At 60.6% G+C, this 21,530-nt stretch carries 18 protein-coding genes; 8 read left to right on the top strand and 10 right to left on the bottom strand.

The features are described 5' to 3' along the window. Nucleotides 1–26 precede the first annotated feature (26 nt). A complete protein-coding gene (locus tag OIU19_RS08075) occupies nt 27–941 on the bottom strand; it encodes a LysR family transcriptional regulator (protein WP_264234579.1) in 915 nt (304 codons plus the stop codon). Nucleotides 942–1,058: 117 nt separating this feature from the next. On the opposite strand from OIU19_RS08075, the gene OIU19_RS08070 reads away from it, so the two are divergent. Continuing rightward, nucleotides 1,059–1,388, top strand: a complete 330-nt coding sequence (locus OIU19_RS08070; protein WP_264234578.1) for a nuclear transport factor 2 family protein — start codon at nt 1,059–1,061, stop codon at nt 1,386–1,388. After that, nucleotides 1,385–2,158 carry an SDR family oxidoreductase gene (locus OIU19_RS08065; RefSeq protein WP_264234577.1) on the top strand — a complete coding sequence of 258 codons (774 nt, stop codon included), beginning with the start codon at nt 1,385–1,387 and terminating at the stop codon, nt 2,156–2,158. The genes OIU19_RS08070 and OIU19_RS08065 overlap by 4 nt, the downstream gene beginning before the upstream one ends. 132 nt (nt 2,159–2,290) lie before the next feature. On the opposite strand, the gene OIU19_RS08060 is transcribed toward OIU19_RS08065, so the two are convergent. The 6 genes from OIU19_RS08060 to OIU19_RS08035 all read right to left on the bottom strand — a co-directional run bounded on the left by OIU19_RS08060 (nt 2,291) and on the right by OIU19_RS08035 (nt 10,529). Beyond that, nucleotides 2,291–2,812 (bottom strand): AAA family ATPase, encoded by a 522-nt coding sequence (locus tag OIU19_RS08060; RefSeq protein ID WP_264234576.1) that lies wholly within the window; start codon nt 2,810–2,812, stop codon nt 2,291–2,293. A gap of 230 nt (nt 2,813–3,042) precedes the next feature. Further along, complete coding sequence (locus OIU19_RS08055) at nt 3,043–4,248, bottom strand: Bcr/CflA family efflux MFS transporter (protein WP_264234650.1); 1,206 nt, start codon at nt 4,246–4,248, stop codon at nt 3,043–3,045. Nucleotides 4,249–4,280: 32 nt separating this feature from the next. After that, nucleotides 4,281–5,573, bottom strand: coding sequence for a beta-ketoacyl-ACP synthase II (gene fabF, locus OIU19_RS08050; protein ID WP_264234575.1), 1,293 nt, complete (start codon nt 5,571–5,573; stop codon nt 4,281–4,283). Nucleotides 5,574–5,638: 65 nt separating this feature from the next. After that, a complete protein-coding gene (locus tag OIU19_RS08045; RefSeq protein ID WP_264234574.1) occupies nt 5,639–8,731 on the bottom strand; it encodes an efflux RND transporter permease subunit in 3,093 nt (1,030 codons plus the stop codon). Beyond that, nucleotides 8,728–9,834, bottom strand: coding sequence for an efflux RND transporter periplasmic adaptor subunit (locus OIU19_RS08040; protein WP_264234573.1), 1,107 nt, complete (start codon nt 9,832–9,834; stop codon nt 8,728–8,730). Before OIU19_RS08040 ends, OIU19_RS08045 begins: the two co-directional genes overlap by 4 nt. 80 nt (nt 9,835–9,914) lie before the next feature. Then, a complete protein-coding gene (locus OIU19_RS08035; protein ID WP_264234649.1) occupies nt 9,915–10,529 on the bottom strand; it encodes a TetR/AcrR family transcriptional regulator in 615 nt (204 codons plus the stop codon). 401 nt (nt 10,530–10,930) lie between these two features. Here OIU19_RS08035 and OIU19_RS08030 point away from each other — a divergent pair, with 401 nt between their 5' ends. Further along, nucleotides 10,931–11,725 (top strand): substrate-binding domain-containing protein, encoded by a 795-nt coding sequence (locus tag OIU19_RS08030; RefSeq protein WP_264234572.1) that lies wholly within the window; start codon nt 10,931–10,933, stop codon nt 11,723–11,725. Nucleotides 11,726–11,869: 144 nt separating this feature from the next. On the opposite strand, the gene OIU19_RS08025 is transcribed toward OIU19_RS08030, so the two are convergent. Both OIU19_RS08025 and OIU19_RS08020 read right to left on the bottom strand, forming a co-directional pair. After that, on the bottom strand, nt 11,870–12,862 hold the full coding sequence (locus tag OIU19_RS08025) for a hypothetical protein (RefSeq protein ID WP_264234571.1): 993 nt from the start codon (nt 12,860–12,862) through the stop codon (nt 11,870–11,872). A gap of 250 nt (nt 12,863–13,112) precedes the next feature. Continuing rightward, nucleotides 13,113–14,177, bottom strand: coding sequence for an SDR family oxidoreductase (locus OIU19_RS08020; protein ID WP_264234570.1), 1,065 nt, complete (start codon nt 14,175–14,177; stop codon nt 13,113–13,115). Between the two features lie 72 nt (nt 14,178–14,249). Between OIU19_RS08020 and OIU19_RS08015 the strand changes: the two genes are divergently transcribed. Beyond that, entirely contained in the window at nt 14,250–14,654 is a 405-nt protein-coding gene (locus OIU19_RS08015) for a MerR family transcriptional regulator (RefSeq protein WP_186553318.1), read from the top strand. 410 nt (nt 14,655–15,064) lie between these two features. On the opposite strand, the gene OIU19_RS08010 is transcribed toward OIU19_RS08015, so the two are convergent. Then, on the bottom strand, nt 15,065–15,691 hold the full coding sequence (locus OIU19_RS08010; protein ID WP_264234569.1) for a VOC family protein: 627 nt from the start codon (nt 15,689–15,691) through the stop codon (nt 15,065–15,067). 197 nt (nt 15,692–15,888) lie between these two features. Between OIU19_RS08010 and OIU19_RS08005 the strand changes: the two genes are divergently transcribed. The 4 genes from OIU19_RS08005 (at nt 15,889) to OIU19_RS07990 (ending at nt 21,495) form a co-directional block, all read left to right on the top strand. Next, nucleotides 15,889–17,676, top strand: coding sequence for a thiamine pyrophosphate-requiring protein (locus OIU19_RS08005; protein ID WP_264234568.1), 1,788 nt, complete (start codon nt 15,889–15,891; stop codon nt 17,674–17,676). Nucleotides 17,677–17,774: 98 nt separating this feature from the next. After that, complete coding sequence (locus OIU19_RS08000) at nt 17,775–18,302, top strand: (2Fe-2S)-binding protein (RefSeq protein ID WP_186553321.1); 528 nt, start codon at nt 17,775–17,777, stop codon at nt 18,300–18,302. Then, nucleotides 18,299–19,300: a xanthine dehydrogenase family protein subunit M gene (locus tag OIU19_RS07995; RefSeq protein ID WP_264234567.1), complete on the top strand. Its 1,002-nt coding sequence runs from the start codon at nt 18,299–18,301 to the stop codon at nt 19,298–19,300. The genes OIU19_RS08000 and OIU19_RS07995 overlap by 4 nt, the downstream gene beginning before the upstream one ends. Then, nucleotides 19,297–21,495 (top strand): xanthine dehydrogenase family protein molybdopterin-binding subunit, encoded by a 2,199-nt coding sequence (locus OIU19_RS07990; protein ID WP_264234566.1) that lies wholly within the window; start codon nt 19,297–19,299, stop codon nt 21,493–21,495. The genes OIU19_RS07995 and OIU19_RS07990 overlap by 4 nt, the downstream gene beginning before the upstream one ends. Nucleotides 21,496–21,530 lie beyond the last annotated feature (35 nt).

The following is a 21,530-nucleotide window of genomic DNA, read 5'->3' as shown; positions in this document are numbered from 1 at the left end:
GGCGCTTGGGGGCAGTCGGTGAATTATCATAGCTGGTCTTTGCTCGGCAGATTGTCGCGGGCCAGGGCAGTGAATGCCTTGAGCGCAGCGGAGGGGTTGCGCCGGTTCGGGTAGTACAGGCACAGGCTGTCTCTGGGCGGCGTCCACTCTTCCAGCACCCGCTCGAACTGTCCGGCGTCCAGTTCAGCCTGAACGTCCTGCTGCATAAAAAAGCCCAGCCCCACGCCTTCCTGCACCACCGCCTTGGCGACACTAGGCTCGTCCAGGGTGAGCTGGCCAGTCACATCAAGCCGGGTCACCTCCCCCGCGCGTTCAAAATCCCAGGGGTAGATCGCCCCATTGGGTAGGCGGATGCGCATGCACTGATGCTGGAGCAGGTCCGCCGGGCTACGCGGCCGGCCGTGCTTGGCGAAGTAGGCAGGGGAGCCGACCACGGCATAGCATTGCGGCTGGCCGAGGGGAATAACGATCATATCGCTGGGCACAAGATTCGCAGAACGTACGCCCAGATCGAAACCGTCCGCGACTATGTCCACCAGGCGGCCTTCGGTCACCAGATCGATGTGCACCTTCGGGTAACGCTGCAGAAACTCCAGCACCAGCGGCAGCAACGCGGCGCGGGCGGCACTGGCGAAGGCATTGATGCGCAACACGCCTGACGGCCCGGCATTGTGCGAACGCACCGCTTCCAGCGCCGCTCGCACTTCCTGCAGAGCCGGACCGACCTGCTCCAGGTACATAGCCCCCGCCTCGGTCAGAGACACGCTGCGGGTGGTGCGATTGAACAGCCGCGTTTCGAGGCTCGCCTCCAACTTGGCAATGGTGTTGCTCAATGCCGTGGTCGAAACATCCAGATCAATGGCTGCCTGTCGAAACGACGCCCTCCGCGCCACGGCCAGTACAGCTTCCAGCTCATTGAGAGCAAGGCGCGAATCTGCCACGTAATTGTCCTCATATTCGGGATAGGTCGTTAATGTCTATCCCAGTTGAGCAAACTATCAACTGAGCGGCAAGATCACAGTCGTAAACCCCAACCCACTGTGAGAGGAGATCAGGCCATGAACCTGCAACTGCCTGACGCCGTACAAACCTACTTCGATGTCAGCAATGGCGGCGACATCTCGCGCCTTGCCGCCTGCTTCTGCGGGGACGCTAGGGTGACCGACGAAAACCGCACGCACCAGGGCATTGCAGCCATCGAAGCCTGGCAACAGGAGGCCCGCCAGGCATTCACCTACAGCGTCGAGCCGCTGGCGGCGACGCAGAATGACGATTCGCTGAGCGTAACGGCGCGTCTGGTCGGTAACTTCCCTGGCAGCCCGCTACAGCTGAATCATCTATTCCTGCTGCACGACGGCCAGATCCGCTCACTGGAGATTGCGCCATGAACCTTGATCTTGGCGGCAAGCAAGTGCTGGTCACCGGCGGTACCAAAGGCGTCGGCCGCGCGGTCGTCGAGCTGTTCCTCGCAGAGGGCGCCAAGGTGCTGACCTCGGCTCGGCAGGCAACCAGCGATCTGCCGGCTGAGCTGTTCGTGCAGGCTGACCTCGCGACCCCAGAAGGCTGCGAAACACTGGTAGCCGCAGCTAAGCAACGGCTGGGCAGCATAGACATCATCGTCCACGTCCTGGGTGGTTCGTCGGCACCTAGCGGCGGCTTCGCGGTGTTGGATGACGCGCAGTGGCAACGCGAGCTCGACCTGAACCTGATGCCGGCCGTGCGCCTGGATCGCGCCCTGCTCCCATCGATGCTGCAGCGCAAGAGCGGCGTGATCATCCATGTAACCTCGATTCAGAACTGCCTGCCCTTGCCCGAAGCCACTACGGCTTACGCAGCGGCCAAGGCGGCGCTGTCGACCTACAGCAAAAGCCTGTCGAAAGAAGTCTCGCCACAAGGCGTGCGAGTTGTACGGGTGTCGCCGGGCTGGATCGAGACCCAAGCGTCGGTCGCCTTGGCCGAGCGGCTGGCGCAGGAAGCCGGTACGGACTACGCAGGCGGCAAACGCATCATCATGGATGCACTCGGTGGTATTCCACTCGGCCGCCCTTCCACGCCGTCAGAAGTTGCTGACCTGATTGCCTTCCTGGCATCGCCCCGTGCGGCATCCATTACGGGGAGCGAGTTTGTAATTGACGGCGGGACAGTGCCAACGGCCTAGCTGTAGTTGCTCAGCATAAACGCGTCAACCACCGGAAAGGGGACATGGAAAAGGGGACAGATTTATTTGCTGCTGGCCGTCCCCTATTAGCCGATCGCCGTCGCTTGTTTCGATAGCGCAGCCGCTCGTCGATCAATCTCGTGGGCCAATCCCCGAAAGAAACAGGTAGGTATCTCGATTAGAGCGCAGGCGAACAACGCGGCATGTCGAGGGGGCCGTCGCCACCAGCTTTTGCATATTGACTCGTGCTGATTTTCTCGTCCGCCACATAAATCTTAAAAACGCTGGCAGATTCGCCAGCAGTTCGGGGCAGTTCTCCGGCAAATCGGCCCGAGAACGGCCGCGCTGGAGCAGCGTTCTTAGCAGCACGCGCCAAAATCGAAGCGGCGCCGAACGATCAATCCATATCAAAAGATCTGCCCGCGCCATCCGATTCGCCCAAGTAACGGAATGGCCGCCTTCGAATATCCAGCGATCACGAGCCTCGACCTCGGAACAAAGTCGCGTTTTCTCTTCCCGACTTCGTTCAACCCACCCTGGCTGCCAGTGGATAGTGTCTATATGAACGACAGGTAAGCCCGTGCGCAGGCCAAGCTCACGCGCCAAGGTGCTTTTGCCCGACCCAGGTTGACCAATAATCATCACCCGCTGCACCGAAGCTCCTTCTCGCCATGCGCGCCATTTTTTTGGGGGGGCGATTGTACGCCAACCTCCTACTCCGGCAACAGCCAGCAAGCCAAACGTTGATTGTCGTGACTGTCCGCTTCGGGTCGATAGCGGACAGTGGTGACCGGCCGCTTTCGACCCATAGCTGTCGCTGATCCAAGTTGACTGTCGGCCCAGAAGCGGTCTGCAGCACGCAACTGGAGCTTAATTCGGAGTCTCTAAGATCTGGCCGTCCGACTTTCGATCTGGTTACTCGCAACGAACAATGTCAGCGCCACGAAGCAAACCGACGTCTGGATAACCCCTAAGCTGGACACAGGCGGGTACTCCAGAATCGATACCAGCCAAGTAGTGATCGCTGCTGCGCCCATGGTCATAAAGCCAAACAATGCCGACGCAAGCCCCGCCTGCTTGCCGAATGGCTCCATGGTGATGGCCGTACCCAGAGGGTTGGCCAGGCCCATACCCCAGAGAAAACTCGCCATCGAAAGCGAGTACCAACCAAGGCCTGGATCGCTCGGCCCGACCAGCAGAAGGCAGCCGGCTAGCATTGCGGTGGTCAGCCCCAGGATAGCGACCGTGCGGCTGCCAAAACGACGTGCCAGACGCGGCGCGGCCATGCCGGCAGCGAATACCACAAAGACTGTGACAGCGAAGTACAACCCTGCCTGCAAGGACGACAAGCCCATGCCGCTCATGAGGATCGCGGGTGCGGCTGCGAAGGATGCGAACAGCCCACTCATAAGCAAGCTCACTGCAGTACCCGGAAGGATGAAGCGTTCATCAGCGATCAGCCGCCAGTAGGCGCCCACTACCTGCGGTACCGATCGGGTGGTTCGGCGTTCTGGCGGCAGCGTTTCGCCAAGTCCACGCGCATAGAGAAACGCGATGACAACAGCAGCAACGCCAACTATCACGAAAATCGCTCGCCAACCCAGCGTTGTTGTCAGCAGGCTGCCGAGCAGCGGTGAGAAACCGGGGGCTGTCGCGGTGGCGATCATGGTCAGCGACAATGCTCGCGCCAGGGCTTGGCCTTCGAACAGGTCGCGTGCAATGGCGCGGGCCAGCACGGCGGCAGCGCAAACGCCAAGCGCCTGGATGACTCGCCCGGCGATCAGCATATCCAGTGAGCCGGCAAGGCCTGCGACCAATGTGCCTGCTACGAAAAGCCAGAGGCCGCCGAGCACGAGCCGCATGCGGCCGAAATGATCCGCCAGCGGCCCAACCACCAATTGCGCGAGCGCAAAGGTGATGAAGAAGCTGGAAAGCGTCAGGCCCAGCTCGCGGGACGATACGCCTAGCTGTCGGCCGATGTCCGCAAACGCAGGAAGGATGATGTTGGTGGACAAAATGCTGATCGCCGAAAGCGCAGCCAGCAAAGCCACAACTTGACCGGTCAGCGGCGTGCCGGTCTCTGTAGGCATCACGCTGTCGCCCGCGGCCTGGTGCTGCCCGCTCACGGCGTTGCCTCCCAGCGGCGGAACAACACACTGGCATTTACCCCGCCAAAACCGAAACCATTGGAGAGCGCATGGGTGATCGGCATTTTGCGCGCACTCAGCGCAACCAGATCTAGACCCACCGCTGCTTCGTCCGGAGTGTTCAGGTTCAGTGTCGGCGGCACAATCTGGTCACGCAGCGCCAGCACCGTGAAGATCGCTTCGATGCCGCCGGCAGCGCCAAGCAAGTGGCCGGTGGCGGATTTGGTCGAGCTGATCGCCACGCCTGCGTCGGCGCCAAATAGCGCCTGAATAGCTGTCAGCTCACCGTTGTCGCCAACCTGGGTCGAGGTGGCGTGGGCGTTGATGTGCTGCACATCGACCGGGCTCAGGCCCGCCTGTCGCAGCGCTTGTTGCATGGCGCGCAGGGCACCGCTGCCGTCCTCGGGCCCGGCGGTGAGGTGATAGGCATCGGCGCTGGTGCCGTATCCCACCAGTTCGGCCAGCGGCGTGGCGCCACGTGCGAGGGCGTGTTCCAGTGATTCGATCACCAGCAGCCCGGCACCTTCGGCCATCACGAAACCGTCACGGTCACGATCAAACGGGCGCGAGGCCTGCTGCGGGTTCTCGGCGAAACCAGTAGACAACGCGCGCGCCGCCGCAAAGCACCCTAGGGTCACGCGGTCGATAGCCGCTTCCGTACCGCCGCAGATGGCGATATCGGCCTCACCGCATCTGATGAGGCGAGCGGCATCGCCAATCGCCTGAACACCCGCGGCGCAGGCGGTAACCGGCGCGCCAAGCGGACCTTTGAAGCCGTTGCGAATGGACACCTGCCCCGCTGCCATGTTGGCCAGGAATGAAGGGGCGGTGAACGGCGACAGCCTGCGCGGCCCGCGTGAGTCGGTCGTACGCACGGCCTCTGCCATGGCTCCGAACCCGCCCACGCCGGACGCGATGATGGTTGCGGTTCGTGCCTTCTGGGCTTCGCTGCTCGGGTGCCAGCCTGCCTGCTCCAGCGCTTCATGAGCGGCAATCAGCGCAAACTCGATAAAGCGGTCCATCTTCTTGCGTTCTTTCGGCGCGATGATCTGTTCGGGTTGATAGCCCACCAGCGCGTCTTCTTCGAGCGTGGGCACTTGTCCTCCCACCGTCACGCCTGTGCCTTCGGTGATGTGCGCGGGCAGTGTGCGAATGCCCGAGCGCCCGGCCAGCAGGCGGCGCCACACTTCACTCACACCACAGCCCAGTGGCCCGACGATGCCAGTACCGGTTACCACAATGCGTCTGTGCTGCTGAACGTTACTCATTGGAACCTCTCTTTGTCGGTCGGCGTTCTCCCTGGCCGCAGGAGAACGCGGGCCCGGGAGCTGCGTCAGGCTTTCGCCGTGACGCTCGAATCATCGCCGAGGCGGCTGGGGCGGATCTTGAACCAGATGGAGTACATCGCCGGGAGAAACACCAGGGTCATGATGGTGCCGACAAAGGTGCCGCCGATAAGGGTATAAGCCAGGGTTCCCCAGAACACCGAGTGCGTCAGTGGAATGAAGGCAAGAATCGCTGCCAGTGCCGTCAACAACACGGGGCGGGCGCGCTGTACGGTGGCTTCGACCACCGCATTGAATGGGTCCAGGCCCTCTTTCTCGTTGTGATGGATCTGCCCGATCAGGATCAGCGTGTTGCGCATCAGGATCCCTGACAGTGCAATCAGCCCGACCAGAGCGTTGATGCCAAACGGTTGATGGAACATGAGAAGCACCGGCACCACGCCGATCAAACCCAGTGGCGAGGTGAAAAACACCATGACCATCGCCGAGATCGAGCGTACTTGCAGGATGATGATCAGCAGCGTCAGGGCGATCATGATCGGCAGTAGCGGCAGAATCGCCTGGCTGGCCTTACCCGATTCCTCGATAGAGCCGGCCATTTCGATGCGAAAGCCAGTTGGCAAGGTTTCGATGATCGGCTGCAGGTCTTTCCACACTGCTGCCGAGACGTCTGGCGGCTGCAGCTCTTCGGCAACATCACCCCGTACGGTGATGGTCGGTGTGCGGTCGCGACGGCGCAGAATCGGATCTTCCATACGAACATCGACCTCGCCGATCTGCGACAGCGGAATGCGCTGACCGGCTGAGCCAACCAGTGTGAAGCCCTCGATCTTCGACGGATCGAGACGGATATCCCCCGCTGCCCGGCCGACCACCTGCACCGCACGAATGTCTTCGCGCACCGTGGTGATCGGTACGCCGTTGAGCAGGAATTGCAGCTGCTGGGCGACTGCGTTAGAGGTCAGGCCAACGGCCTGCAGGCGATCCTGATCTAGCGAGAAATGCAGCGTTGGCACCAGAGCGCCCCAGTCGCTGTTCACGGTTCTCATCATCGGGCTGGCTTGCATAACGCGCTGCACACGGGTGGCGATTTCGCGCAGTTGCATCGGGTCTGGCCCCATCACCCGATAGGCCACCGGGTAAGGCGAATACGGGCCGAAGACCAGTTGCGTGACGCGCACCTTGGCCTCGGGCGCCAGCCCTTCGGAGGCGGCCTCTCGAATACGCAGCTTGAGGGCCTCACGGGCCTGCTGGCTATCGGTCAGCACCACGATCTTGGCAAACGACGGATCGGGCAGTTCCGGCGCCATGGCCAGGAAGAAACGGGGTGGGCCTTGCCCTACATAGGAGGTCACGATCTTCGCTTCTTCCTGCTCGCGCAGCCATGACTCAACCTTGACCGCCGTGGCGTTGGTCTGCTCGATGGAGGTGCCGTACGGCATTTGCACTTCGACCAGCACTTCGGGGCGGTCGGACGTCGGGAAGAACTGCTTCTTTACCAACCCCATGCCCAGTACCGAAACCACGAACAAGCTGATGACCGTCCCGGCCACCAGCCATTTCAGGGCGATGACTCGCGCCAGCAACGCGCGGAAACGGTTGTAGTGGCGGGTGTTGTAGATGGCCGCATGGCCGCCCTCGACCTGCTTGATATCGGGCAACAACTTCACGCCCAGGTAGGGGGTAATCGCCACTGCCACCACCCATGAGGCGATCAGGGCAATGCCGACAATCCAGAACATGTTGCTGGTGTACTCACCCGCAGTGGACTGGGCAAAGCCGTTGGGCATGAAGCCAATGGCGGTGACCAGCGTACCGGAGAGCATCGGCGCGGCGGTGTGGCTCCAGGCATAGGCCGACGCCTTGAAGCGGTCGTAGCCCTCTTCCATCTTCACTACCATCATTTCGATGGCGATGATCGCGTCGTCTACCAGCAGGCCCAATGCGAGGATAAGCGAGCCCAGGGTGATGCGGTCGAAGTTCTTGCCTGTGGCGGCCATCACCACAAAGACGATGGCCAGCGTCAGCGGCACGGCAGCGGCAACCACGACGCCGACGCGCCAGCCCATGCTAATAAAGCAGACCAGCATGACCACCAGCAACGCGACGAAAAACTTGACCATGAACTCGTCAACGGACGAGGCGATATTGACGGCCTGATCGGTGACTTTGCTGAGCGTCATGCCCAGCGGCATGGCGTGGTTGATGCTCGCGGTTTCTGCCTCTAGCGCCTTGCCGAGGTCAAGCCCGTTCCAGCCCTCGCGCATGATCACACCGAGCAGCAAAGCGGGCTCGCCATCGTTGCGTACCAGGAAGGTGGCCGGGTCCTCGTAGCCGCGCTCCACAGTTGCGACGTCGGACAGCTTCAGCGTTCGACCCTGTACGGCAATCGGTGTCTCGCGGATCTTTGCCAGTTTGTCGAAGGCACCATCCAGGCGCATGACGACCTGCGGTCCGTTGGTATCCACCGAACCGGCGGGCGTCAGGGCGTTCTGGCTATTGAGTGCAGCAAAAAGATCCTGCGGCGTCACACCCAGGGTTGCCAGCCGGTCATGGGAGAACGACACGAAGATGCGCTCGGCCTGTTCGCCGATGATGTTGACCTTCTTGACCCCTGGCACATGCAGCAGCCGCTGACGCAGCGATTCGGCGTCACGCACCAGCTGGCGCTGTGGTTCACCCTTTGCCTTCAGGGCATACACCGCGAAGGTCACATCGGAGAACTCGTCATTGATCATCGGCCCGATAACGCCGGCAGGCAACGTTTTGGCTTCATCACCCAGCTTCTTGCGGGCCTGGTAGAACTCTTCCTGCACCTGCGACGGCGGCGTGCTGTCGCGCAACGACACCATAGTGAATGCCAGGCCCGCGCGAGTGTAGGTTTCGCTGCGGTCGTACCACTTCAGCTCCTGCATGCGCTTCTCTAACGGCTCGGCGACCTGATCCTGCATTTCCAGGGCGGTAGCGCCTGGCCATGCAGTGATAATGGTCATCTGCTTGACGGTAAACGGCGGATCCTCGGCACGACCCAACTGAAAGAACGCCAGCGTTCCGGCCACCGCGATCAGCAAAATCAAGAACAGTGTGATAGAGCGCTCGCGAACTGCGAGGGCGGACAGGTTGAAACGCCCCTTGCTCATGGCTGACTCACGGCTACGGGCGTGACAGCCGCTTGGGCAAGTCGTACTTCCTGGCCATCATGCAGCAGGTGGGCACCTAGGGCAGCCACGTGCTCGCCAGCCTTGAGCTTGCCAGCGACACGCGCCGTATCATCACTGATACCTATTACCTGAACGGGCCGCCAGGAGACCTTCGCCGGCTCGCCGGCAATTACCCACACCCCTGTGCCATTGCCTGGATCGTATAGCGCGGCGATAGGTACCTGCAGCAGTTGAGTGGCGCTCCTGTCCTCTGCGATATTCAGGGTAATGGTGGAGCCCAGCGGCGCGTTCGCCAACGCGCCGTCAAGCACATACCGGGCTTCGAAGGTTCGGGTGGTAGCATCGGCGGCCTGCGACAGCAAGCGCAGCTTGGCTGCCACGGCCGCGCCGCTATTGCCATACAAAGTAGCTTGAGCTGTGGAGCCCGGCGTCGGGCGCAGGGTTTCAGGAAGGTGCACGACAGCTTCCCGCTGCCCCGCCCGCGCCAGTCGCACCACCGCCTGGCCGGCACTGACCACCTGGCCGGGTTCAGCCAGAGTGTCCATCACCACCCCATTGGCGTCAGCCAACAACACCGCGTAGCCCGTGGCATTGCGCGCCACATCAGCCTGAGCTTGGGCAGCGCTGAGCTGAGCCTTGGCGGAGTCGGCGGCGGCCTTGATCTGATCATAGCGCGACGCCGATACCGCGCCGACGGCTACAAGCCCGCGATAACGCGCCTCGTCATCAGCCGTCTGCTTGGCCAGCGCCCGAGCGGAAGCGACCGTCTGCTGTTGCGCACGCGCCTGCAGTTGCAGGTCGATGGGATCGAGTCGCATCAACGGCTGGCCGCGCTTGACCGTTTCACCAGTGTCAACCAAACGCTCGAGAATCTTGCCCGACACCCGGAAGCCCAGGTCACTCTGGGTACGTGCGACCACTACGCCGGTGAATGAACGGCCCGTCTCGGAGGACTGCTGGACCGCCGCCGCCCTGATCAGCGGCGGCTTGTTGCGGGGGTCTTTGTTGACTGACGATTCGCCACACGCCACCAGGACGATAGGCAGTAAGCAAAAGACGAAGGTGGCGGACTTGAGGCGCATGGGTTCCGTTACTCAAGAGCAAGATAGGAACCCAATTCTTAGACCTGTGACCAAATCTGTCAATGGTCACAACTAATTGGCTAGGGCGCCAGGCTGCGCAGTATCAGTGCTGGCAGAAGCACTGCGGCTTCAGGCGCTGTATCGAGGTTGTACTGCAACTGAGCCGCGTTGACGTAAGGGCGCAGGACTAGAAAAATCGCATTGACAGCTTCATCCAGGGGCGTCTTGCGCTCGAATTCCCCAGACTGCCGGCCTTCGAGGAGAATCTGCTGGATGAGTTGGCGGATAAGCAGTTCATGATTCTTGACCGATGGCCACTCGTCACGCGAAGCGACGGCAGCGATGTCGTAAAGCTTGCGATCGTGAAAAAACAGATCGCTGCCGGCCTTTGAAATCGAGCGGAAAAGCCGCCTTAGCTTCTCGGATGAGGTCTGCGCCTCGGCAATGGCGGCTTCGACGATCTGCATGATCATGGCCAGGCGATTGCTGCATATCACCCCGCCGATGGCTTGCTTGGAATCGAAGAATTTATAGATATAGGCCTTGGAAAAACCAATCGCCTTGGCGAGATCCGAGACAGTGGTCTTTTCGTAACCGTAATGGCCGAAATGCTGCGTCGCCGCGTTGATGATCTGGTCGCGGATCTCATGATCCAGCGGGCCACGTTGGGTCGAGGTGTTCATATCTTCATTCATGTCCAAAGCTTAACTCCGTGGCGAGCTGATTGACAGATAGTGACCAATCTATAATATGGTCACCACCTGTCAATCAGCTCTATGTTGCGAGCCTTTGTCCACGGCCTAGACCCGTATCGGTGCTGGACCCTAGCTTCCCTCCATAGATCTGTTGAAATGACATTTGGCATGGCGACGTTCGTGCAGCCCTCAGCGCAAAGTAACAGTGATGGCTCGGAGTGACTTACCACCCCGCCGTGAGGGCTAGAAAGCGTCGTAAGCGGTGAGTCGCGCGCTGCCGCTTTCAGCCCATCGCTGCCATCTGCGGACAGAAATGTAAAACATTCTTAATAGTTGATTAACCATTAGCTTGCTCCACGCCCCGGTAAGATTTCGCGCTTTTACAGGTGGAGAACGCTCCGATGCTTCGAATGCTGTCCTGTGCTGCCCTCTTGACCATTTCATTCGCCTGCTCGGCTACTGACGTTGTACAAGGGGGCGAGCAAACGCTGACCGTGCTGAGTTCCGGCGGAATCATGGGCGCTATCCGGGAAGTGGCGCCAGCTTATGAGAAGAAATATGGCGTGAAGCTGGAAGTACTCGCAGCGCCTTCAATGGGCGAGACCCCGCAGGCCGTACCAAACAGGCTCGCTCGCGGTGAGCAGGCGGATGTGGTTCTGATGGTAGGTTCGGCGCTCGACAACCTGGTCGCCAGCGGTCTAGCCGACAAAACCAGCCGAATAGATCTCGGCAAGTCTTTCATTGCCATGGCCGTTCGCAAAGGCGAACCGAAACCGGACATAGGCACTATGCAGTCCTTGCGCACAGTGCTGCAAAACAGCAGGTCTGTCGCCTACTCCGACAGCGCAAGCGGCGTTTATCTCTCCAAGACCCTGTTCCCTCGAATGCAACTCGGTGACCAGTTCGTAGCCAAGGCTCACATGATCCCTGCCGAGCCTGTAGGCGCAGTGATCGCTCGCGGCCAAGCACAGATCGGGTTCCAACAGCTAAGTGAGCTTAAACCAGTAAAGGGTATCGACATCGTTGGCCTGATCCCGGCTCAAGCGCAGAAAATGACCATGTATTCGGGCGCTGTCGTCAGCAAGAGCCAGCATCATGCCGCAGCCCAGGCGCTCCTTGACTATCTGGCATCGCCAAAAGCCGACGCCGCGATCAAAGATAGTGGCTTGACACCATTGCCTCATACAGCAAGCTGACTGCGAGCGCCAGCAGCGATAATGGGGATGCGGCAAGTGGACATCTGCCCGTTGGGGAACCGCGGGCGGTTCAACTGCTGCTCGGCCATACGAAGCTTGAAAGATGCCGGGGCCGCCTTGCGGTCTATTCCCGCTCATTGAATTTCAGCGCACTATGATTTCGTCAGGAAAATAAACCCCCATTGAACGGTTGCTGTGTATCCCCAGCACCTCCCCTTGCATGCTCTGCACCACCGTCTGCCCGCCCTCGATGGGGGTTCCAGTACGACGATCCTGGGCGTGTGCGTCCGGTGGCAGGCTGAACAGCATCTGGCCTTGATAATGGCTGACCTGGATGTCGGCAGGATAGTGAACAGGACCGAACGCGAAGGGTTGGTTCGAGTAGCCTCCCCACGAGCGACCTTCCCCATAAGGCCGGTCGAGGATCATGGTCAGTGAACGCAGTTCTATCCCCAGTACCCTGACCGGGCTTTCCTCGGACCTGGCCTGCCAGCTAGTGGTGTTGGCGAACACCCTTACCGGGCCAGGCCAGACAATGCCGCCCAGCTGGGTACCTGGCGCCAGCGTGCATCGGCGCATTTTCCATTCGGAAAAGGTGAAGTGAGCACCGAACGGAAAGCCGAACTCGACCTCCCCAGGCTCACATTTCCATCCTGCCAGGTCTTGGGCCGACAGGGTCTCGACCGTCGCGAAACCGTGCCCCTGCGCCAGTTCCAGACGACGCACGGGCATACCTGAGATGTGACCTGGCGTGCGCTCGAAATCAGCCTGCTCCAGACTCTGCATGCCATAGGGCACGGGATCGCCGGACAGGTCGTTGAAAGGCTCCAGGTTTCGCAAATGGACCTGCGTACCGGCCGGAAGCACCAGGTCACCAAGCACTTCCTCGTGCTCGAGGCGGGGATTGTGCGCACGCCAGTCCTGCCATTGCTCGTAGGTGAACTGGACATACAGTCCGCTGCCTGCAGCCAGCAGCACCACGAGCATGCCGAAGCGCCAACGCCTAGCCAGCATGTAGCGCCGGCAGCGGGGGACCAGCAGTGCCAGCAGGCAGGCGATGAGCAACCAGAGAAAGACTTCGGAAAAGAGGTAGATCATGTAGCCGAGCAGCATGGCCGGCATGGAGACAGGAATCATGGGAACGTCCTTGTGCACCCTGATGGAGACGGCGCAGGATAAATCAAGCTCGGCGCTGTCCCAAGCCCTGAGCTTTCAAGGAAACCACTCGGCATGATGCCCTAAGACATGCTCACAAGAATTCTGCTGATCGCAACATCGTTTTCGCTCGGTCAAAAGCTCCCGCCGCAAATGATTGCTACTGATAGGTTTGGACCTCAGCGAATATAAGATCCTGCTACCTCATCGAAGATTGCAAGATTGATTGCTTTCAGTTGATTAAGTAACCCTTGACGTATCGCACTGTGTTTTCCAAGGTTCGCGCCATGTCGGGATGCGTTAGCTGATACCTCTGCTCCAGTTGCTTGCTATGGCGCATATCGAAGCGCTGCGTCTGAATGAAATTCAATGACTCGGCGCTGATCGCGAATCGGGCCGCCAGTCCAGGAATCGACAAAAGCCACCTAAGCAAACCTATCGCTACATGGCGTCGGGGGGCCTTGACCCCCAGCATGTTTGCCAGCTGGCCAAGCATTTCCTGCAGATTTGGTGTGCGCTCATAGAGTGCCAGCACCTGCTGGTTGGCCATCAAGGGGTCGAAGGCCACGCAGGTTATCATCGCCACCAGGTAGTCGACACTGACCACTGGCAACCAGTGCTCGGGGGAACCGGGGACAGCTTTGAACCTGCCTTGTGCCAGATTTCGAATGAGTTCGGCCAGGGGTTGACCTTCCAGAATGTGCCCACTCTCACTGTGGCCACACACCGTAGCAGGATGAACGATGGTGTAATCGGCGCCCGCTTCCTGCATGTAGCGCATAACTGCGAAATGGGACTCAAGCTTGCTGCCTTCGTAGCCACCCACACGGTCGTAGACTGCGGGCCAGTTTGTGTTTTCAGGGCGCTCATGATCAACCCCGATACTGGCAAGGTGGGTAAGGTTTTGCAGCATGTAGCCGCCCACCATCAGTAATCGGATGCGCTGGTTTGCCGCAAGCCTGGCGATCCTCAGCGCCCCCTGCACATTGACTGCGCGGGCGTGCTCCATGCTTAGCCCCCAGGTAAATTGCGCCGCGAGGTGGAAGGCAACTGCGGCCGAAGACACGCGCTGCTTGTCTGCCTCGCTGAGCCCAAGCTCCTCCCTGCTAATGTCGCCTTCAACGGGATGAACATAAGTAGGGTTACCGCCCAGTCGCTCCACTTGTCGTCTAAGCCGCCCAATGTTTTCAGGGCTGCGCATAAGTACCCAGGTCTTGTGCCCTGTCGCAGTGAGACGGGCCAGCAGATGTTGACCCACAAACCCAGTGCCGCCGGTTACGAAGCATTCCACACTCATGCCTGACTCCTTGTTTGGATGATGGGTGCAGGCTAAGGTGTAGAGTCTGCTCTACAGTCAAGGAAATTTACTGTGAACATTGGAGAGTTGGAGCGCCGAAGTGGGATTGGCCGCCATGCATTGCGCTATTACGAGAAACTCGGGCTTATCGTGGCCCAGCGGCAGGCCAACAACTACCGCAGCTACAGCGATCAGACCGTTGTCGACCTGGGGTTTATTCAAAATGCCCAAAGCATGGGTTTTTCCCTTTCGGCAATCGGGGAAATCCTCGCGGCCAAACGGGGTAATACCATCGATTGCGCACAAGGCGCTGCCTTGGTCGCTAGCAAGATGGCTGAAATTCAAGTGAAGATCAGCAATCTGCAAGCCACGTATGGTTTTCTCGATGCAGAGCGTGTGAAGCTTGAAGCCAGTGCCATTGCCCAGGGACTGACTATTTCTTACCCTCCCCTCACTGGGCATGCATCGAAGCCGTAGCACTGTCCATCCTTTGCTCTCGACGCGTTTTACTCCCTCTTTTGGGAGGTAAGCACTGAGGGTCGTTACTCGGCACGGCCAAGCCAATCAGCCGCGGACTCAGGTGCAAGTGCATTTGCTAGAGGTGAACGAGCTACGGCCAAGGTATGCGGGCGGGGTGAGATGGCGGGCAAAAGAAAGCCCGCTGCTAGGCGGGCAAGGTCTATCACACGTAGGGATGGTGATAATGTCTCCCAAGCGATGTGAAAAATTAGTCAAGGAAACGTCCAAGCAATCTCATCGCCGCAACATTGAGCTAAGGCCTGCTGTGCAGCGGCTGTTCTGAGTCGCGCTATGACGGTGTAAACGATAAGACGGGCTGCTAACGCGTCAGTGGCTATTCACCCAGTACAGATCGCACACCGCGTGAGCTACAGAATCCTGAGGCCATGCGGTGTAGCGATGTAGGCCTTCAATGCGTATCGCTCACTGCCTAATACACTGACCGGCCCGGTAAAGCCGATAGATTGCAGCTCGCGTTCCACTGCGCTGGGATCGGGATGAGCAATTTCCAGACGTTGCAGTTGACAGCCTTTGTCATCGAGTCTCTTGGCGGGATGCTCCGACTCGCCCCAATCGATCAGGCTAGGGACAGCCCCTTGCAGAGGCAGGTGCCCGTCAGGCTGAATCGAAATTTTCCACGACAGACCTCCCCTGCTCATCGGTTCGATCTCTCCAAAAACCTGCCTGAGACGCTCGTCTGCGCTATCCAGACGCTCCGTACGCGCCACCCAGTGGGCTAAATAGGGCGATGATTGCGCACTTAGCTCATCCAGACCGAACCACCTAGGTCGCGTAGGCACAGGGGCCTCACTGTCAGGAGCAATGACTTCAAGATAAAACGACTCTCCTAATCGTAGGAGCAGATTGTGAGTGCTCATGCGCATGTGCTTACCACCTGGCTGCAACTGCACTGCGAGTTGACGCTCGACGAATTGGGCCCCCAACGGCAGGGTCGGTGACACAATGACCAGATGATCCAAGGTGGAACGCATCATAGCCTGCTATCTCCCTAATCAAAGAACTCCAAGCGTTGCCGCCTTTTCACCCGACATGCTCGATTGCAGTACAGCTCACATACACTGGGTAAGCTCACACGGTGACGACGTGAAGCCCGCCACCGACCCAGATAGTTGAAACTTTCCCAAACCGCGTCAAGTCCAGACCCCTATCGACCAATCAACGGGAGAAGGCAATGACGGGCACGGTAGGCGATTTTCTGGTAGAGCGCTTGTATCAATGGGGGGTACGGCGCATCTTTGGCTACCCCGGCGATGGTATCAACGGTGTATTCGGTGCGCTGAGCCGGGCCAAGGGCAAGATTGAATTCATCCAGGCCCGCCACGAAGAAATGGCTGCATTCATGGCCTGTGCCCATGCCAAATTCACCGGTGAGCTGGGCGTCTGTATCGCGACCTCCGGCCCTGGCGCTTCGCACTTGCTCACCGGTCTCTACGATGCCCGTATGGACCATATGCCAGTGCTGGCCATCGTCGGCCAGCAAGCCAGGGCCGCACTGGGCGGGCACTACCAGCAGGAGCTGGACCTGCTGTCGATGTTCAAGGATGTCTCCGGGGCATTTGTCCAGCAGGCATCCACGCCCTCGCAGGTGCGCCACCTGCTTGACCGCGCGGTGCGCACCGCCATCGGCGAGCGGCGGGTGACCACAGTGATTCTGCCCAACGACCTGCAGGACTTGCCCTACCAGCAACCGGTGCACGCCCACGGCACGGTGCATTCGGGCATTGGCTACAGCAAGCCCAAGGTGGTGCCCTATGACAGCGATCTGCGCCGCGCCGCCGAAGTCCTCAATGCCGGGCGCAAAGTCGCCATACTGGTAGGCGCCGGCGCCCTGCAGGCCACCGATGAAGTCATCGCCATCGCTGACACATTAGGCGCAGGCGTGGCCAAGGCTCTACTGGGCAAGGCCGCCATGCCCGATGACCTGCCGTGGGTCACCGGCGCCATAGGCTTGCTCGGCACCGAACCGAGCTATCAGCTGATGAGCGAATGCGACACCCTGCTGATGATCGGCTCGGGCTTTCCCTACTCCGAGTTCCTGCCCAAGGAAGGCCAGGCCCGCGCTGTGCAGATCGATCTGCAAGCAGACATGCTCAGCCTGCGTTACCCGATGGAGGTAAACCTGGTCGGTGACGCCGCAGAGACCTTGCGCGCGCTGTTGCCTCTACTCGAATCCAAGACCGACCGCCGTTGGCGGAAAAAGGTCGAAGGCTGGCGCGCACGTTGGGATAAAACCCTGGCAAAACGTGCGCTGGTCAAGGCCGACCCCATCAACCCACAGCGTGTGGTGTACGAGCTCTCCCCTCGCCTGCCCGACAACAGTATCGTGACCAGCGACTCCGGCTCCTGCGCCAACTGGTTTGCCCGCGACCTGCAGATTCGCCGGGGCATGCACTGCTCATTGTCCGGGGGCCTGGCCTGCATGGGGGCTGCCGTGCCCTACGCCATCGCCGCCAAGTTTGCCCATCCGCAGCGCGCAGTGATCGCGTTGGTGGGTGATGGCGCGATGCAGATGAACAACCTGGCCGAGCTGATCACCGTGGCCAAGTACTGGCAGCAATGGGAAAACCCGCAATGGATCTGTGCGGTGTTCAATAACGAGGACCTCAACCAGGTCACCTGGGAGCAGCGCGTGATGGAAGGCGATCCCAAGTTCGAGGCGTCGCAGACGATTCCTGACGTGCCTTACCACTTGTTCGCCATTTCCATCGGCCTGCAGGGCATTTTCGTCGACCGCGAAGACGACGTCGCCGCGGCCTGGGAACGCGCCTTGAGCGCCGATAGGCCGGTCTTGATCGAGTTCAAGACCGACCCCAACGTGCCACCGCTGCCACCCCACATCAAGCTGGAGCAGGCGAAGAAATTTGCCGGCACTTTGCTCAAGGGCGACCCGGACCAGGCCGGGGTCATCGTGCAGACGGCCAAGCAAGTCCTCAGTTCGGTGTTACCCGGCAAGAAGTGATGCACGCCTCGGCGCACAGGCTGAACGTTTGCACAGTCGGGTCGGTCGCACCACAGAGACGCAGCCGACTGTGCCAACCCTGACCGTGAGAACCTACCATGAGCGAGATCTTTCCCGAAGGCGGCCAACAGCACCCCATCGACCTGACCATAAACGCTCAAGCCCGATCGCTGCAGGTCCATCCCTGGACCACCCTGCTCGACCTGCTGCGTGAACAGCTGGACCTGATAGGCACCAAGAAAGGTTGCGACCATGGCCAGTGCGGGGCCTGCACGGTGTTGCGCGATGGCAAGCGCATCAATGCCTGCCTGACCTTGGCCATAATGTGCGATGGGGCCGACCTGGTGACCATCGAGGGCCTGGCCAGCGGCGACCAACTGCATCCCATGCAGCGCGCCTTCATCACGCATGATGCCTTCCAATGCGGGTACTGCACGCCAGGCCAGATTTGCTCCGCGGTGGGTCTGGCCCGTGAAGGCCATGCCGCTACGCCAGATGTCATCCGCGAGCAAATGAGCGGCAATCTCTGCCGTTGTGGCGCCTACAGCAATATCGTCGCCGCCGTGCAAGAAGCGCTGCCGCTGATGCGCGCTGCGCCACAAGCGCAAGGAGACCAGCAGCCATGACGCCTTTCAGCTATCACAAGCCTGCATCGGTCAGCGAAGCCGTCAACCTGGCAGATCCTTCTTCGCGATTCATTGCAGGGGGTACCAACCTCGTCGATTTGATGAAGGAGAACGTGGTACGCCCCGAGCAACTGATTGATATCACCCATCTGGGGCTGAACCGCATTGAGAGAACCTCGAGCGGCGGTGTGCTGATAGGCGCGCTGGTCAGCAATGCCGAGCTGGCCGCCGATTCGACAATCGAACAGCATTACCCGTTGTTGTCCGAAGCCATCCTGGCGGGGGCGTCGCCGCAGCTGCGCAATATGGCCAGTACCGGTGGCAACCTGTTGCAACGCACCCGCTGTTACTACTTCTATGACACTGGCACCCCTTGCAACAAGCGCGACCCCGGCAGCGGATGCCCGGCGCGAACAGGGCTGAACCGTATCCACGCCATCCTCGGTGCTAGCGATACCTGCGTCGCCACCCATCCATCGGACATGTGTGTGGCGCTGGCAGCGCTAGAGGCTGTGGTCCATGTCGAGGGGCGGTCCGGTAAACGCCAGATAGCCTTTGCCGAGTTTCACCGCCTGCCCCAGGACACACCGCAGCGCGACAATCAGTTGGCAGACGATGAACTGGTGGTCGCCATTGAGTTACCGCCCCCGGCCTTCGCCGATCATTACCGTTATTTGAAAATTCGCGACCGCGCGTCCTATGCCTTCGCGCTGGTTTCGGTGGCCGCTGCCGTACGCCTGGACAACAACGTAATCCAGCTCGCCCGCTTGGCGCTGGGCGGCGTGGCGCACAAGCCGTGGCGAGACCCGGCTGTGGAACGGATGCTGATCGGCCACCCCCCTTCACAAGCGCTGTTCACCCGCGCGGCTCAAACCATGCTGCAAGGTGCAACGCCGTTGAGCCACAACGGTTTCAAGGTGACCCTGGCGCAGCGGGCCATTGTGCGGGCACTGGGCGATGCTGTGCTCGGTGCCGCGGCGCGGGGGGCACGCCCATGAACACCAAAGTGCTAGTCGGAACACCTCTGGACCGCGTGGATGGCGTAGCCAAGGTAACCGGGCAGGCGCGCTATGCGGGCGAGTACCCCGAGGCCGACCTGCTTCATGGCAGCGTGGTATCCAGTACCATCGCCCGGGGCCGGGTACTGCGGATCGACAGTTCCCGGGCCCTGCGCGTGCCTGGGGTGATCGTAGTGCTCGACCATAGTCATCGTCCGCACATTTCCAGTTACGACGACGATTACAGTGACGCCGACTCGGCCGAAGGTTCGCCATTTCGGCCCTTGTTCAACGATCAGGTGCTGTACAGCGGGCAACCCTTGGCACTGGTGGTCGCGCAAAGCCTCGAGTTGGCAAGGTACGCGGGGTCGTTGATCGACATCCACTACGTCGAACAGGCCCACGAGACGGATTTGCTCAATGTACGCAACCAAGCCCATCAGGCACCCGCCGAAACACCTGAACCGCGTGGCGACTTTGCCGGGCAGTTCGCCAGCGCGCCAGTGCAGATCGATGCCACCTACCTGACGGCCAGCGAGCATCACAACCCGATGGAGCCGCATGCATCGACGGTGTTCTACAACCCCGACGGCACCTTGCACATTCACGACAAGACCCAAGGTACGCAGAATTGCCAGGACTACCTGCACAAGGTCTTCGGTCTGCCCAAGGAGCACATCAGGGTTCTGGCAGCCTTCGTCGGCGGCGCGTTCGGCTCAGGCTTGCGCCCGCAGTACCAGCTGCCATTGGCAGTAATGGCGGCGTTGCACTTGCAGCGTTCGGTGCGCGTCACCCTGACCCGCCAGCAGATGTTCAGCTTCGGCTACCGGCCCCGCACCGAGCAGCGTCTGCGCCTAGGTGCAGACGCGGACGGCCGGCTGTTGGCAATCGCCCACGATGCACTTGGCCAAACATCACGCTTCGAGGACTTTACCGAGCATCTGGTCGAGTGGAGCGGCATGCTCTATCAGTGTGACAACGTTGCCCTGAGCTATCGCCTGGCTCCGCTCGATGTGTACACCCCGCTGGACATGCGCGCACCCGGTGCCGCTTCCGGGATGATCGCCCTGGAGTGCGCCCTGGATGAACTCGCCTGGGCCGCCCGGATCGACCCGGTCGAGCTACGCCGACGCAATTTTGCCGCCAGCAATGGCAACGAAGGCAAACCCTACTCCAGCAAGCAACTGCTGGCGTGCTATACCCAAGGCGCCGAGCGTTTCGGCTGGGAGCGACGCAGCGCCGCACCGAGGAGCATGCGCAAAGGCACGCAGTTGGTCGGCTGGGGCATGGCCGGCGGCGTCTGGGAAGCGATGCAGATGAAAGCCAGCGCCAAGGCGCGCATCGATGCCCAGGGGCACCTGACCGTCAGTAGCGCCACCACCGACATCGGTACTGGCACCTACACCGTCATGACCCAGATCGCAGCCGACGCAGCCGGCGCCCGACCACAGGACGTCACGTTCGTACTAGGTGACTCTTCGCTGCCTCCAGCGCCGCTTCAGGGTGGTTCTTTCACCGTGTCGTCGGTCGGTTCGGCAGTGCGCCAAGCTTGCCTTGAGCTACGGAGCAAAGTGCTGGAACACGCGCGCAGGACCTATCCCGCAGTTGCCAGCACAGCCCTGGAGCAGGTCGTGTTCGCAGACGGCTACCTACACGCAGGCAATCATCGCTTTGCCCTGGCGGACATCGTCGCCAACGCCCCCAATGGTGTTTTCGAAGTACAGGTCGATGCCGAGCCAGGCGCCAAGCGCAAGCCGTTCGCCACTGCCACACATTCAGCGGTGTTCGTCGAAGTTCAGGTTGATGAAGAGCTTGGTTCGATCAAGGTCACCCGGGTGGTCAGCGCTATCGCGGCAGGACGTGTGGTCAATCCAAAGACCGCACGTAGCCAGATCCTTGGCGGCGTGGTGTGGGGGCTGGGCATGGCCTTGCACGAAGAAACCTTAACCGATCATCGGCTGGGCCGCATTCTCAATCACAACCTGGCGGAGTACCACATTCCGGTGAATGCCGACAGCGGTGAGATCGAGGTGATATTCGTTGAAGAGCAGGACGACATCGTCAATGAACTGGGCTCCAAAGGGGTGGGCGAAATTGGCATCGTGGGCGTGGCGGCGGCGATAGCCAATGCTGTCTTCCATGCCACCGGCATACGGGTCCGAGCGTTTCCGATCACCCTCGACAAGGTGCTCTAGGCGCTAAGCCCAGATTGACTCGCCCCCTGTGCGAC

It is taken from the genome of Pseudomonas sp. BT-42-2, assembly GCF_025847435.2.
In the GTDB taxonomy this organism is placed as follows: Bacteria; Pseudomonadota; Gammaproteobacteria; order Pseudomonadales; family Pseudomonadaceae; genus Aquipseudomonas; species Aquipseudomonas urmiensis.
Note: the sequence above shows the minus strand (reverse complement) of the source record. Positions and strands in the feature narration are given on the sequence as shown.

Excerpts from the sequence above, each read along its gene's own strand:
- fabF (WP_264234575.1), bottom strand. The coding sequence starts at position 5,573 with ATGAGTAACGTTCAGCAGCACAGACGCATTGTGGTAACCGGTACTGGC.
- OIU19_RS08000 (WP_186553321.1), top strand. The coding sequence starts at position 17,775 with ATGAGCGAGATCTTTCCCGAAGGCGGCCAACAGCACCCCATCGACCTG.
- OIU19_RS08030 (WP_264234572.1), top strand. The coding sequence starts at position 10,931 with ATGCTTCGAATGCTGTCCTGTGCTGCCCTCTTGACCATTTCATTCGCC.
- OIU19_RS08035 (WP_264234649.1), bottom strand. The coding sequence starts at position 10,529 with ATGAATGAAGATATGAACACCTCGACCCAACGTGGCCCGCTGGATCAT.
- OIU19_RS08020 (WP_264234570.1), bottom strand. The coding sequence starts at position 14,177 with ATGAGTGTGGAATGCTTCGTAACCGGCGGCACTGGGTTTGTGGGTCAA.
- OIU19_RS08005 (WP_264234568.1), top strand. The coding sequence starts at position 15,889 with ATGACGGGCACGGTAGGCGATTTTCTGGTAGAGCGCTTGTATCAATGG.
- OIU19_RS08055 (WP_264234650.1), bottom strand. The coding sequence starts at position 4,248 with ATGCCTACAGAGACCGGCACGCCGCTGACCGGTCAAGTTGTGGCTTTG.
- OIU19_RS08065 (WP_264234577.1), top strand. The coding sequence starts at position 1,385 with ATGAACCTTGATCTTGGCGGCAAGCAAGTGCTGGTCACCGGCGGTACC.
- OIU19_RS08040 (WP_264234573.1), bottom strand. The coding sequence starts at position 9,834 with ATGCGCCTCAAGTCCGCCACCTTCGTCTTTTGCTTACTGCCTATCGTC.
- OIU19_RS07995 (WP_264234567.1), top strand. The coding sequence starts at position 18,299 with ATGACGCCTTTCAGCTATCACAAGCCTGCATCGGTCAGCGAAGCCGTC.
- OIU19_RS07990 (WP_264234566.1), top strand. The coding sequence starts at position 19,297 with ATGAACACCAAAGTGCTAGTCGGAACACCTCTGGACCGCGTGGATGGC.
- OIU19_RS08045 (WP_264234574.1), bottom strand. The coding sequence starts at position 8,731 with ATGAGCAAGGGGCGTTTCAACCTGTCCGCCCTCGCAGTTCGCGAGCGC.
- OIU19_RS08025 (WP_264234571.1), bottom strand. The coding sequence starts at position 12,862 with ATGATTCCTGTCTCCATGCCGGCCATGCTGCTCGGCTACATGATCTAC.
- OIU19_RS08010 (WP_264234569.1), bottom strand. The coding sequence starts at position 15,691 with ATGATGCGTTCCACCTTGGATCATCTGGTCATTGTGTCACCGACCCTG.
- OIU19_RS08070 (WP_264234578.1), top strand. The coding sequence starts at position 1,059 with ATGAACCTGCAACTGCCTGACGCCGTACAAACCTACTTCGATGTCAGC.